The sequence below is a fragment of the Priestia sp. FSL H7-0729 genome (assembly GCF_038005685.1).
GTDB lineage: Bacteria > Bacillota > Bacilli > Paenibacillales > Paenibacillaceae > Paenibacillus.
The window spans coordinates 145,785-159,187 of sequence record NZ_JBBOTQ010000009.1; the positions used below are offsets into that span (position 1 = coordinate 145,785).

A 13,403-nucleotide genomic window follows, 5' to 3' on the forward strand; every position below is an offset into this window, starting at 1 on the left:
CCTTCATGGGATTCTTCTTCATTCTATACGTGCATTTCTATAAGTTCATTATCATAATTTCATTTGATTCGAATTCGTTCTCGCGCGAGTTGCGTTGTTATATTCATTAATTAACTCATCCAGCACCATGGATTGGCGAATAACCTCCGGATGCCACAGTTCCGGGTATTGAGCAGCAATCTGATAGAGTCTTTGCCGTGCATGTTCGATACATTCCTGAATGGTTTCCGGATTATGTACCATACTCCCGCCCCCTGTTGTCCTTGAATATCATCATCCAAAAAAGACCATCTAATATAATATTCGGAACAAGAGCGGGTTTGGATTACCCCAAAATTAAAATTTTGGTTATTTTTTCTTGTAAAAGTGATGATGAGCATCAATTACATAACCTGATGTGCATATATGTTCAATGCAAATAGACCGGATCGGCTGTAGCCTGTCCGGTTTTACTTACGCTATTCCTCCTATTTCGGATCATTATTCCGATGTAGAAAATAAAAATGTCCCCTCTTCGACCTGAAGAAAGGACAACATTTAGGAAGGATCTGTGCTCGACTGAGCTGCGGCCTGCAATAACGGTTGCAGGAGTCCTGGAAAGCGCGTTTCCAAATCATCGGATCGCAGGGTGAGAAAATGCTGTGTGCCCTGCACTCTGACCCGAATAACGCCGGCTTCCCGCAGCGTGCGAATGTGGTGCGACATCGTGGACTTCACAACAGGTGCATGAAAATGACTACACGGTTGCTCCCCGCTTCTGGCTGCTTCGGCAACAATCCCAAGACGGGTTGGGTCGCTTAATGCATACAATACGGAGGAAAGTTCAATATCCGCGACTTGCGGATGATGTAAAATTTTCATACTGTAGTCTCCTTTTTTCAGACTATGCATTGTATTCTACCACATATCCATGATATATTTCTAATGTTCGACACCAATCGAACTTTAATGATTTCGTTATGTAACCCCTGCTGTCAGGCACGGGATTGACATCATACTACATTTTGCAAATGTTACACACCGTTTCTGAAATGTTGCGAAATACACATCACTTTAGGAGGTTTTTATGAACAACACCGCAACCGCATCATCAGGGGAACGGACCGGAATACAGGAAGGATTAATTGTAAGCTTGCTAGGCTTCACCGTTGTACTCGTTGTTATGAATACAATGATGTTTAATCTGGCGCTGCCCAAAATTGCAGCCGAATTCATGCTTACATCCGTCGCTTCCTCATGGATTGTTACAGGATATTCCATTGTATTTGCCATTTCCTCGATTACGTTCTCGCGTCTATCGGATTTCATACCTATTCGTACCTTATTCACAACCGGGCTTACATTGCTCGGTGCAGCATCCGTTCTCGGATTCTTCAGTAATCATTTCATCATATTGCTTATTGCACGGCTCATTCAGGCTGCGGGGGCTGCTTCTGTTCCGGGGCTCGCCATTGTGCTGATTACACGATACATTCCGAATGATCGCCGGGGGAAATCAATGGCTGTCATCATGTCCGCCAGCTCACTGGGTCTTGGACTTGGTCCCGTCATCGGCGGAAGTATTACTCAGTTTCTGGGATGGCATGATCTGTTTATCGTTACGGGATTAACGTTATTCTTGATTCCTGTATTCTTCAAACTGCTTCCTCGGGAAACACCGCAAAAGGGTTCATTTGACCTGCTCGGTGCTGTGCTTCTCGCCATTGGTACTACGGGTGTGCTGTTGTTCCTGACTTCCCGTCAGTGGTTCACACTTGTCATCGGTGCTGCGGCACTGCTTCTGTTCTGGCTCCGAATTCGGCGCGCGGCAGATCCATTTGTTCAGCCTGCTTTGTTCAAAGACAAAAAGTACATGATGCTCAGCTCGCTGGGCATTGTATCGTACATCAATAACTTCTCAACGTTGTTCCTGCTGCCGCAAATTTTGGCGCACCTGTATGGACTGACCCCTGCCCAATCCGGACTCGTCATCTTCCCGGGTGCAGTCGTATCCATGCTGCTATCCAATCGGATCGGCCGCATGATTGACCGACATGGCAACACGTTGCTGCTGAAGTTTGCACCATGGTTGCTACTGGCCGCGGCCGGATTGTTCGCCTTATTTGCAGACAATAACATCTACGCCATTATGGCTGTGTATGTGCTGCTCAGCGTTGGTTTCTCATCCCTGACCACCAGCGTGTCCAATGAATTGTCTGGTAATCTGACCATGGATCAGGTAGGCGCCGGTATGGGACTGTTCCAACTCAGTCAGTTCTTCAGTGGTGCTTTCAGCGTTGCTGTTACTGGCGTAGCCTTAACAGCGATGCAGAACTTTCCACTCTCCTCGGCGTACACCAATATTTTCTGGGGTATGACCGTGATCGCACTGGCATCCGTTATATTCTCTCAGGTGTATCTGAGAATGCAGTCACAGAAAAAAGCTGCTGCTTAATATGAAGCAAGTCATAGAAAAGGCCCGTAAAGCGAAGTTCGCTTTACGAGCCTTTTTTACTAATTGTCGTAAGATTAGCAATATCCTTAACTGGCAACAAGATGTTTAACCAAGTCATGGGCCTCTTGTTCCAGAGCTATAATTTCTCCGATTTTACCCAGCACTCGATCTAACATGTGATGTCGACGATCCAGATCCAGGTATTGACTTTTCAATGTCATATTAGCCGCGAGATTCCATCGCTGCGCAGCATATTCGTACGTCTCCACCAGTTGGGAAATATCCGGATTGTACGGTATTCCTTCTCTTAGGAAATGGCCATACAAATATCTGTTATTACTTATGCCCGCCAAGTCGCCATACATATTGTCCAGGTATTCTTCCGTCAACGCGGATGAGTCCTGCATATGCTGACGTGTAGAGTTTATATACTTTTCAATGGCAGGCAGACCAACTTGCGGGTTAACCAATTCATACCACTCAACCTGTTTGGTCAGCCGCCCGGATTTTCCATCCATGATTTCATGATTTTGATGAAGCATATCGTAGAACTCTCTCTCTTTCACCTGCTCAACGGCATTCCCAACATCTAATGTAGCATAACGATAACGGGTGCCCTCACGAATTAATGGCGTCTGACCTAGATCAAGCGCTTCAAATAACGTCTGTTCATCCATCTTGCCTTTCAAATGATAAAAGTCATCGATAAACTCAAACTGTCCATCTGCATAGTCCGACAAGACAATACAATGCGACGAATGAAGTAACTGATAGAGTGAATTGTACTTCATGTAAAATACATCAACCCATACAATGACTGCTTCGTTTTGCTGAAGCAACGTCATGATTTCCTGGATAACCTCGGCCCGTTCATTGTTTCTGACGATGTTCAGATCAATATGATGAATGCGTTGAAACTCATTTTCAACAGTCATATATGTGGGGACAAGTTTCGGGGTTCCTCTCTCCGGGTCTTCATGGTACATCATCCCGCATTGCTTCCATACCGCCAGGAAATTCGTGATTTCCTTATAATTGAGAATGCTGCTTACACATAGGGTAAAGCAATCTTCCCCTTCTGTATGTGCTTCTCTTGGCTGAATATTCATATATTCCACTCCTTCCCTAAGGTTAGTGCAAAGATATGCATACATGGATTGTCTGGCATTAGAATCTTGTCAAATGAAATGGGTTCTTCCAGCGTAATCTGCTGAAACCAAATAATAGGCTGTTTGGATGTCAGCAAGGTCCCCTTTTGTGTACACGTCCCACTACATTGAAACATAATCTCTTCATTATAATGTGGAGTCGTCGCGGTCCAGTTGGTCAGATCCAGTGATGCTCTCCCCATCTGCTCTCCAGCTCGTTCAAAACCAATGAATTCATGGTATGAACCATTATCTGCCGCACCCAGAATATATACTGTCGAATATAGATCCAATGGTACCGGAATGTGCTGGCTATCCAGTTCTATATTATTAAATGCTTGTCTGCGTAAAGGGAAATGAAACGGAACATCCTGCCATTGCACATTCTCCTGATCAGGAAGTTCGTCACCCGGGTATGAGGAACCAAAGGTCGTGAAATTCCCAATCTGGTTTGTAGCCAGATAGCTAAAACCATTGTTGTTATAGTGCTCTTCCAAAGGTAGTGGACAATAGATAGTCATGTCATGAACCTCCTAGAATCATTCTATTTACGTCAGTTGACCGTTGACCCGACACCTTGCCGCTGCTCCTTGAACAACGTGTCATACACCTCATGCTGCCCGGCCAGTTCCAGATGAGTGCCCGTAGCAACAATCTCTCCCTGATCAAGCACAATGACTTGCTCGGCATCCTGAATAGCTGAATACCTGTGGGCGATCACAAGCACCGTCATATGCTGTGCGATCCTGCGGATCACCTCATTTATTTTCCGTTCCGAGTCATTATCCAGAGCAGAGGTTGCTTCATCCAGAATAAGCATTCGGGGTCTTGTTAACAGCACCCTCGCAAGCGCCAAACGCTGCTTCTGGCCTCCGGACAGCTTAATACTTGACTCACCCAGAACCGTATTGTACTTGTCAGGTAACTCTTCAATGAAATCATCCAGCAAAGCCATGCGGCAAACCTCTCGTATCTCTTCTTCTGTAGCCCGTGGCTGTACGAGTCTGAGATTATCCATGATGGACATACTGAACAAAGCATTCTCCTGCATAACCACTCCAATATGTTGATAAAGGTATTCTGATCCCAAGTCACCAATGGGCTGTCCGTCAACGAGAATAGCCCCTTGCTGTGTCTCATTCTGCCCTAGAATAAGTTTGATTAACGTGCTCTTACCCGAACCACTTCTACCTACGATCGCTGTGTAATCACCAGGCTGGATGTTCAGATTAATCTCATGCAAGACATCACTTTGATTCTCCTGATAACGAAAGGAGACATTCTTGAATTCGAGATGCCCTTGGAACGCTGGCTGTAGTCCGAGCTTTCTCTGTGACACAACGGGAAGTTCCAGCAATTCAACGATCCGTTCAATGGAAGGTGTCACATCATGAAGTTGAACATTGGAGGCATTAATTTCATTAATGTTGTTAATCATCTGTTGATAGTATGTCAGAAAAACAAGCAGTCCCCCGATTGTTAATTCTCCCTGAAAAATCAGCAACCCGCCGATAAAATAAAGATTCATCTTATTAATAAAGTCATCCTGAAAGGTGTAGTACAGCTCATTGGCATACGTATATGCCAGATGTCGGAATTTGATTTTGCCAAAACGTTTCCAATATCCCACAAACTTGATGGATTCTTTGCGCTGCATATTCAGTGCCTTGATTTCCTTCCAGTGTCTGAAGCTGTTCGATATCCATGTCTCATATTCTCCGGTAGTCTGGCGGAATTCAGAGACCAGTACTTTGGCCTTTTTGCCCAATCGGGAACTGATGACAAAGGAAATGGGAAGCATAATAAAACCCAGCAAAGCCATCTTCCAATTCAGCGATAACAGAATAACCACATACGCCCCTACGCTGATCCATTTGAACGTATAATCAATCAAATGCAAAAAGATAAAGTCTTTGACCAGTGTGACGTCTCCATCCAGCCTATTCTTCAGATCTCCCGCACTATAGCGCTCATATAAAGTTGGCTTCATGCGCACTAGTCTTTTCCACATGTTCAGCTGTAAATCGAGCTTGGTCCGACCTAATAACCGGTTACTGAACAGCGTTTGTAAACCCAGAGCGGTTGTCTCCAACGCAAATAAGCCCAGGTATCCGGCAAGGATATAGGGTAACATTCCAAGCTCCCGTCCAACCATGACATGATCAATGAGTAGCTTGTACAGATAAGGGATCATGAGCGCAATAGCAGTCAAGGCCAATTTCAGTGTACCTAGAATGAAGATTTGACGGTTCGCATTTTTGATAAACGGCTTAATCTGTTTAAAGAGTGCATACCGGGAAGTTGACGGTGTCTTTGTCACGACATCAGTCCCTCCTTCCGGATGAAATCTTCTGCAAATAACTCGCGGTAGTGCTCACTATTCTCCAGCAGATATCCATGCGTGCCTGTAGCCACAATGCGTCCCTGATGTACAACAGCAACCCGATCAGCATTCAGGATGGAGGATAAGCGATGGGCGATGACAATCGAAGCACGATCCTTGCTCAATTGCTGCCAGGAATGCTGGACCGCTTGTTCAGCTTCATAGTCCAAAGCGGAAGTGGCTTCGTCGAATATAATTAATTTGGGTTGCTTCAGAAAAATGCGAGCAATAGACAGACGCTGCTTTTGTCCACCGGAGAACTCCATTCCTCCTGCGCCAATAACGGTGTCCAGACCCTGAGGAAGAGAACGAATAAAGTCTCCAATATAGGCCTGATCACATGCCTCCAGCAATTGTTCATCATCCGCGTGGGCGCTACCAAGCATCAGATTGTAACGGATGGTTTCATGGAATAGAATGGCTTCCTGCTGCACAATGCCTACTCTCTTGCGCAGTCGAGACAGAGAATAGTCATCGATGGGCCTGCCGCCAATTCGAATCTGCCCTTCCTCCGGGGCATAAAAACCGAGCAGCATGTTCACAATCGTTGTTTTGCCCGAGCCACTCTTACCTACAAGCGCAACAGATTCATGGGCACCGATCTCCAACGTGAGACCGTCCAGCACGTAGGGACCCTGTTCCTCATATCGAAATCTCACTTGCTCGAATGACGTCTCCCCATTTTCCATCTCAACTTCCGATTGACCACCGCTCCTCTCCGTTTCTTCATCCAGAAGATCAAAGACTTTGCGGGACTGGACCGTCAGCTTGGGCAGATTCACGACCGCCTCGTAAATCATCATCATGGATTGATTATTCTTGGTCAGATACGACATGATGGCAACAAAGGCTCCTGCCGTAAGCTGTCCCTGAACAATAAGCACACCCGCAATGGCATAGATACACAGATCCGATAACAAAAAAATAAATGCATTGGAGCGAGTAGACATCCATTTCATGACTTCTGTCTGATTGTCGAGACGAATAACGTCTGCGCTCTGTCCCGTGAACAGTGTAGTCACCCTTCTGCCACTCCCCAACAAACGAATATCTCTCATGCCTTGAAGCATCTCCAGCATCCAGCTGACAAAATGGCCGTATTTCCCACGCAAAATGGTCTGCTGCTTGGTCATCTTACGATTAAAATACTGTGATACCCAGACCGAAACCGGAACCAGCACCATCATGGCCAGGGCGATATACGGATTGAGATAAAATAAAAAAACAAACGAAACCAGCAATTTCGTGAATGGAGCCGCCATCTGAAAAATGATTAACTCTATTAACTGCATGACAGAATCCGTGTCTCTTGTTAGACGTGTGACCAGATCACCGGTCTGGGCTTTTTGAAAATAAGATGCTTTAAAATGAAGAATGCGATCAAATAAACTTTTTCGAATATCAAATAGGAATTTAACATTCAGATAAATCCAGATGGATTTAATGATCCAACTTAGAGCCCTTACACCTACATACAAAGCAATATAAGTCAAAATAACATAGCCGAAGAAATGAAGATTACGGTGATAGAATACTTCGTCGATCAAGATGGCAAAAATAAGCGGTCCAATCAGATCCACCACCACCATGATTAGCTCGCAGAACAACATGGTAATCAAGCTGATTCGGTAGGGTTTGGCGAATGTACGGATTCGTTTGCTCAGTGAAATATTCTCCATGCCATCCTCCTCTAGGATATCCAGCTCTCAAGTACGGTCTGGCTCTGGGATTGTACCTCGGTAACAATCGGGAACTCAGTTGTATGGGATAACTTCATCCGCTCCGCCAGCTCCTCATTCCATACACCTTCAGCTGTAATTCGAGTCGTAGATGATGTGGGGTCCTGGCTAACCTCAAGGATCTGGGCAGCGTAACGTTTACCCTGTTCCTCTGTGTACCAGATCAAGGAGTCGCCCTTCTGAAACCCCGTAACAGGTTCTTCTGTAAATTCAGCTATAATGTGTACTTTGATATCTTCCCCTTGCAGAGATTCAGACCCTGCCGTTACCGTTGCCGTCTCACTGCGCAGATAGGAGGTCGTATGGAATTGCATGGCTAACGTCACTAATGCGGTCACAGTTAATCCAATAATGACAAGTGCAGCCACAGGTAATTGAATAGAAAGCCGAAACCAGATCTGTCCTATTCGTTTAGTCCGGCTCATGTTCCGAATCCCCTTCAATGAGGCTGACCAGGTAGTCCCTGAAATCGGCTATGGTGTCGGTTTGCACATATGCCAATTGGTCATCGTCTATCTCAATGTTGAATACTTTCTCCATCTCCACCACAATTTTAATGTAATCGAGTGAATTCGTACCAAGTTCCCCCCAGGTTTGATGCATCTGAATATCCGTTCCATACTCCATAACCTTGTCGATAACCTGTATTATTTGAGTCTCCAATGTCATGATTTCACTCATTCAGATCCTCCCCATCATGTGAGATTTAACCAATTCATCGTAATACTCCCGTTCCAGCACACTTATATTTCTGTATATCTCAGGGAGTTTATGAAACGATGTTGGTTTATATGAAGAAGTAAGCACATACTTGGCCAGCACTGCACGAATGTCACTCCACCCCATGACAATACGTTCACGAATATGTGTCAATCTGGAATCCGCGCCAGTTAAATTGGCACAACGATACACCTCGGCCTTTTTGGCACTAATCAATTTATGAAGCGAAATGACCCAATCCTCAGCTATGGAAGACACCACATGTTGATCCTGAACAACGGCCTCAAACTGCGGCACACTTTCCTCCAGTCTTGCCAGACTGTTCTCCACCCGCTCCTGTTGCTCTTCAATATGATCCACATAGATCTTCCAGTAAGCCTCCAACTGTTTCGAACTGGAATCTCTTTGATGTATCACCGGATAATACTTATTGTAGAACGTATAGAAGGTGTAATTCTCCATATTAAAATGCTCGATATAACCATGATAGCTATCCGTCAGATCCTGGTAACTAACAATTCGTTCTTCATACGACAAGTTATCATGATGCTTATGCTCCATCACGGTAAACGTCTGGTTGATCGGATCAGCACCGTATACAAGCCAGGTATGTGGAATATGCTTTTTGAGATACGTATCCTTGCGTATGGATGTGTAATAGACGTCAACCCAGACAATAACCGGTTCCGCGTTCAGAACCGCCCGACTGACATCCTGTATAATGTCCTCGCTAGCTTTTACCATTTCATAACCAATGCCCAGATCGTCCAGAATGTCTGTATCCTTGCGACAGGAGAAGAAACCATTCACAAGAAATTGCTTATTCTCAGACCATCGATACTCATCCACATGATGGATGAAAAACGGATGTATACTTTTGTTCTGTTGCAACACAATGGGAAATAGAGAATTATAGAAACATAATTTGAAAAAGACTTCGTTAAAAGGTTGATATCCACCGGAATGGATTAGCTGTGAATGCTTCATACCCAATGATGATGACGTCTTATTAACCTTTACCATGCCAGATGCCTGTCCGTTATTTTCACTTTCATATGAATCGTTAAGCTCGGGATTCTCTTTCAGAACCGCTGCAAGCATCCTTATGGTGGGATTGTCATACAAAATGGAAGGCAGAACCCGAATACCGAGATTCTCCAGTTTAACCTCCATTCGGATCACAAGCAGGGAGTGCCCGCCGAGCTGAAAGAAGTCATCGTCAATACCGATTCGTTCCATCTCCAGTAATGTGCGCCAAATTTGCACCAGTTGATGCTCCAGCTCACTCGTGGGCGGTGCATAGTTCATTCCAAAATGTAAGGACTGCCTCTGGTTCAATAACTCTCGTGTGTCTATCTTCCCGTGGACCGTTCGCGGCATATGTGATATTTGAATATATCTTGAAGGCAGCATATATTCGGGCAACAATGACATCAGATATTGGCGAATATCCATGACATACAGTTCCGTATCGGCCACAATATAAGCGGTGAGTATCTTCTCACCTTCGGCCCCGGTCGTCAGTACAACACATTCGCCAATCGGACCGTAACGGTTCAGATGACGCTCTACTTCTGCCAATTCAATCCGATGGCCCCTGACCTTAACCTGCTTGTCCATTCTTCCCAGAAACAGCACGCGGCCTTCCGCTGTCCACATTCCTATATCCCCTGTGCGAAATATCCGCTCTCCTTCAACGAACGGTGACTCCATAAACTTTTGATCCGTTAATTCCTGCAATCCCATATACCCCCGAGACACCCCGTTGCCTGAAATACATATTTCTCCGGGTACGCCTACAGGCAACATTCGTCCATGACGATCTCCAATGTATACAAAATACCCTTGAATAGGGCGCCCCACTGGAATCGGATCAACAGTCTCTGATGATAGCTTCTCATAAAGTGCACATACCGTCGTCTCGGTGGGGCCGTACGTATTGTATACATTCGTATAGGTGAGCAGATGTCCAATATCCGCCATCTTCAATACATCCCCACCGCTGATAATGGTGCGAACACTTGCAAGATTAGGCATCCGGTTAAGTTCCCTCAGGATATGAGGTGTAGTACTGACAAGGGTGATCTTGTGTCTGTCCAGCAACTGCACCAGTCCGTGGATATCCAGCAGTTGTTCCCGTTGAACCACAACCAGGGTTGCCCCGACAGTTAATGCAGGAAACACTTCTTCCATATAAGTATCAAAGGTACTCGCAGCTTGTTGAAGCACCTTGTCTGTTGAATGGAGTTGAAACTCGGCTTGAAAAGCGTTCACGTATGCACTCAAGTTGCGTTGCTCTACTCCGACCCCTTTGGGCTCACCCGTTGAGCCGGACGTATACAGAATGTAGGCTAGACCATTCATATCGGGTACGAAACTTAAACCACTTCCATCTTCTGTTCTCCATGGGGCAGCATCCAGCTTCATCATTTCTATGCCTGAGCCTGAAGGCATAGCCAATGTCATCTCCTCTAAAGCTCGATGTACATCCGTTTCCAACAATCCCGTAAGAAAAATACGAGCATCCGATTCCATTAAAATATGGCGTATACGCTCCATGGGATATTCAGGGTGAAGAGGAATATAGGTCCCTCCTGCTTTGAACACCGCCAGAATCGTAATGATTAACTCCATGGAGCCTGCCATCATAACGGGGACTGGACTCTCCGCAGTCACCCCGGAAGCAATCAGAAGACGGGCAAGCTGATTGGATTGCTGCTCCAGGGACTGATACGAAATCTGGCGCTCTCCCTCTATAACCGCAGTCTGGTTGGGTGTTCTGTTGACTTGTTCAAGAAATAGAGCACAGACAGAACGTGCCTCCGGCAGGAACAAACGTGGACTCCTGTTCCACCTTTCCATGATTTCATTCTCCTCTTCCAGAGAAAGGAGCTGACTCATGGACAGCGGTTGATCTGGAAAGGCCGTTGTCTGTTCCAGCAATCGTATGTAGTGGGAACATAAACGCTCAGGTTGGCTGGGTTCAAGAGATATGGCACCATATCGGAGGGTCATGTGAAGTCTTTGATCTACCCGGTCAAACGCCAGTGAACAATGGGTCCCTTCATCCAGAATAGGCTCCTCATGGATTCCTTTCATATACAAAACCGTCTTCAACTCGCACTCCTCGGGAAGCCGCCCCAGCTTCTCTGCCATCTTATCGTAAGGAAAATGCCAGTACGTTCGGGCGGACATGACCTCAGATTTGGTATGTAATACCAATTGTCTGAACGATGCTGCCTCGTCTACTTTTCCACGAATTGCGAGCAGGTGGGAACTTCGAAAATCTTCGACTTGTTCTGGAGTCAGGGGCATACCCAGCAACCTATCTTGATGTCCATCATAACGATATAACAGATGTTGAAATCCCGATAAGAGCAATATATACAACGCCAAATTTGATCCCCCACTCATGCGGATCAATCTTGCGGACAGTTCATCTGGAAAGGATAAGGAAAGGACCTGTACGTTGGGTTCTTCCGTCTGTATCAAAGGTTGCAGTATTCCATCAAACAACGTTCCAATATGAATATCGCCATCTAGTTGTTTCTGCCAATACGCTCGTTCTTCCTTAAATTTATCACTCGACATCATAACATTAAGTAGATGGATATCCATGATCTCACCCCGAATACATAGTAAACCGGCACAACAAGTGTTGATCTCACCTGTCATGCCGGTTGATTGTTGTACACGTGCTTGTTTATGCCGTAGGAACTTTCAGGTCATTCCACAAATAATACTGTCCCGTCTCGTCCAAAATCTGATGGAACCAGTCATCCCGCTCTTCCTGCTCTACTTGTTTGGTTTCGAATATGGTTCCCAGCCATTCCAACGACAGTTTCATCTGCTCCGTAGTGGGTGCCTGATTCGCCGCTTCAAGCTCCTCTTGAAGCTGTTGAATCTGTTTATAGGGCTCAACGACTCCTTTTTGATATTCCTCCTGATCCCAATTCCGATTAGGTGTAGCTACAGCCGCGGCCATACATTTGGTTACTACCGTTGGTCTCGGTCTGGATACAACAGCCTTATCCAGCAGCTCTTTCAGTGCTTTGCGATCCTCTTTCTGTCCGTAGGCAAAAGATTTCATACCGAGCTTATCCAGTTCTACCAGTCCGCTCAGGACATTTTTGGGTCCAAGTTCAATCGTCAGCGTAACGCCATGCTTCTTGAGATATTGCATCGTCTGTGCCCATTTGACCGGCTGGGACAACTGCCTCTGGAGCAGTCCCGTAATTCGCCCGGCTTCGGTGTACGGCGTAGCGGTCACATTGGATACGACAGGCCACTTGAATGGATGGAAACGATAATTGGCAAGTTCCACCCCAAGCTGTTCACCAGCCGACTCCATCAAGCCGCTATGGAACGGCGCACTCATCATCAACGGGGTCGTCTGTGCATCTTGATCCAGCAGGATGGATTCCACTTGTTCAATCGAATCCTGATGACCGGATATGGCATACTGGCTCGAAGCATTGTAACAGGATATCGCAGACCAAGCTGTATCGGTTGACACTTGCTCGCAGGCTCTGCGGATCATCTCCTCATCGGCACCATCAATGATAGTCATGGCTCCATCTGCTTCATCTGCGATAAGTTCCGTCAATTCCCCGCGTCGCTTGGTGATCCGCACAGCATCACCGAATGTCATAGCACCGGAGCACGCTAGAGCTGCATATTCACCCAGGCTGTGGCCAGCGCAGAATTGCGGGTTGATCCCGATCTCCTCCATGTAGACACGATAGGCAACCACACTCGCTGTCAACAATGCCGGCTGCATATTGGAAGGTTTGTTCAGATCAAACAGGCTGCCTTCAAAACTCAATTTGGCCAAATCAAAGCCCAGAATATGGTTGGCCTCTTCATACGTTTGTCTTGCAATCTCGTACTGATCATAGAAGTTTTTCATCATGCCTACATATTGAGAACCTTGCCCTGGAAACAGAAATGCTATTTTTTCCATTGATTACACACCTCGC

11 protein-coding genes are annotated in these 13,403 nt (G+C 45.9%); 1 reads left to right on the plus strand and 10 read right to left on the minus strand.

Features of this window, described 5'->3' with window-relative positions:
• Positions 1–51: 51 nt before the first annotated feature.
• Both MHH93_RS20045 and MHH93_RS20050 read right to left on the minus strand, forming a co-directional pair.
• The gene (locus MHH93_RS20045) at positions 52–243 is read right to left on the minus strand and encodes an aspartyl-phosphate phosphatase Spo0E family protein (protein WP_500055445.1); all 192 of its coding nucleotides are present in this window, start codon (positions 241–243) and stop codon (positions 52–54) included.
• A 294-nt stretch (positions 244–537) separates the two neighbouring features.
• Complete coding sequence (locus tag MHH93_RS20050; RefSeq protein ID WP_500055446.1) at positions 538–861, minus strand: ArsR/SmtB family transcription factor; 324 nt, start codon at positions 859–861, stop codon at positions 538–540.
• A 205-nt stretch (positions 862–1,066) separates the two neighbouring features.
• Here MHH93_RS20050 and MHH93_RS20055 point away from each other — a divergent pair, with 205 nt between their 5' ends.
• Positions 1,067–2,434 carry an MFS transporter gene (locus tag MHH93_RS20055; protein ID WP_500055447.1) on the plus strand — a complete coding sequence of 456 codons (1,368 nt, stop codon included), beginning with the start codon at positions 1,067–1,069 and terminating at the stop codon, positions 2,432–2,434.
• Between the two features lie 86 nt (positions 2,435–2,520).
• Here MHH93_RS20055 and MHH93_RS20060 read toward each other — a convergent pair whose 3' ends face one another.
• From MHH93_RS20060 to fabD, 8 genes are all read right to left on the minus strand, one after another.
• A complete protein-coding gene (locus MHH93_RS20060; protein WP_500055448.1) occupies positions 2,521–3,543 on the minus strand; it encodes a BtrH N-terminal domain-containing protein in 1,023 nt (340 codons plus the stop codon).
• Positions 3,540–4,103 (minus strand): beta-sandwich domain-containing protein, encoded by a 564-nt coding sequence (locus MHH93_RS20065; protein ID WP_500055449.1) that lies wholly within the window; start codon positions 4,101–4,103, stop codon positions 3,540–3,542. The genes MHH93_RS20060 and MHH93_RS20065 overlap by 4 nt, the downstream gene beginning before the upstream one ends.
• 32 nt (positions 4,104–4,135) lie before the next feature.
• On the minus strand, positions 4,136–5,902 hold the full coding sequence (locus tag MHH93_RS20070) for an ABC transporter ATP-binding protein (RefSeq protein WP_500055450.1): 1,767 nt from the start codon (positions 5,900–5,902) through the stop codon (positions 4,136–4,138).
• A complete protein-coding gene (locus MHH93_RS20075) occupies positions 5,899–7,644 on the minus strand; it encodes an ABC transporter ATP-binding protein (RefSeq protein ID WP_500055451.1) in 1,746 nt (581 codons plus the stop codon). Before MHH93_RS20075 ends, MHH93_RS20070 begins: the two co-directional genes overlap by 4 nt.
• A gap of 11 nt (positions 7,645–7,655) precedes the next feature.
• Positions 7,656–8,129 carry a hypothetical protein gene (locus tag MHH93_RS20080; protein ID WP_500055452.1) on the minus strand — a complete coding sequence of 158 codons (474 nt, stop codon included), beginning with the start codon at positions 8,127–8,129 and terminating at the stop codon, positions 7,656–7,658.
• Positions 8,116–8,385: an acyl carrier protein gene (locus MHH93_RS20085; protein ID WP_500055453.1), complete on the minus strand. Its 270-nt coding sequence runs from the start codon at positions 8,383–8,385 to the stop codon at positions 8,116–8,118. The genes MHH93_RS20080 and MHH93_RS20085 overlap by 14 nt, the downstream gene beginning before the upstream one ends.
• A complete protein-coding gene (locus tag MHH93_RS20090) occupies positions 8,386–12,042 on the minus strand; it encodes an amino acid adenylation domain-containing protein (RefSeq protein WP_500055454.1) in 3,657 nt (1,218 codons plus the stop codon).
• 85 nt (positions 12,043–12,127) lie between these two features.
• Entirely contained in the window at positions 12,128–13,387 is a 1,260-nt protein-coding gene (gene fabD, locus MHH93_RS20095; protein WP_500055455.1) for an ACP S-malonyltransferase, read from the minus strand.
• Between the last annotated feature and the right edge of the window lie 16 nt (positions 13,388–13,403).

Bases quoted from the DNA above. Each gene is read 5' to 3' on its own strand.
- MHH93_RS20045 (WP_500055445.1), bottom strand. From the start codon at position 243: ATGGTACATAATCCGGAAACCATTCAGGAATGTATCGAACATGCACGG.
- MHH93_RS20085 (WP_500055453.1), bottom strand. From the start codon at position 8,385: ATGAGTGAAATCATGACATTGGAGACTCAAATAATACAGGTTATCGAC.
- MHH93_RS20055 (WP_500055447.1), top strand. From the start codon at position 1,067: ATGAACAACACCGCAACCGCATCATCAGGGGAACGGACCGGAATACAG.
- fabD (WP_500055455.1), bottom strand. From the start codon at position 13,387: ATGGAAAAAATAGCATTTCTGTTTCCAGGGCAAGGTTCTCAATATGTA.
- MHH93_RS20050 (WP_500055446.1), bottom strand. From the start codon at position 861: ATGAAAATTTTACATCATCCGCAAGTCGCGGATATTGAACTTTCCTCC.
- MHH93_RS20065 (WP_500055449.1), bottom strand. From the start codon at position 4,103: ATGACTATCTATTGTCCACTACCTTTGGAAGAGCACTATAACAACAAT.
- MHH93_RS20075 (WP_500055451.1), bottom strand. From the start codon at position 7,644: ATGGAGAATATTTCACTGAGCAAACGAATCCGTACATTCGCCAAACCC.
- MHH93_RS20090 (WP_500055454.1), bottom strand. From the start codon at position 12,042: ATGGATATCCATCTACTTAATGTTATGATGTCGAGTGATAAATTTAAG.
- MHH93_RS20060 (WP_500055448.1), bottom strand. From the start codon at position 3,543: ATGAATATTCAGCCAAGAGAAGCACATACAGAAGGGGAAGATTGCTTT.
- MHH93_RS20080 (WP_500055452.1), bottom strand. From the start codon at position 8,129: ATGAGCCGGACTAAACGAATAGGACAGATCTGGTTTCGGCTTTCTATT.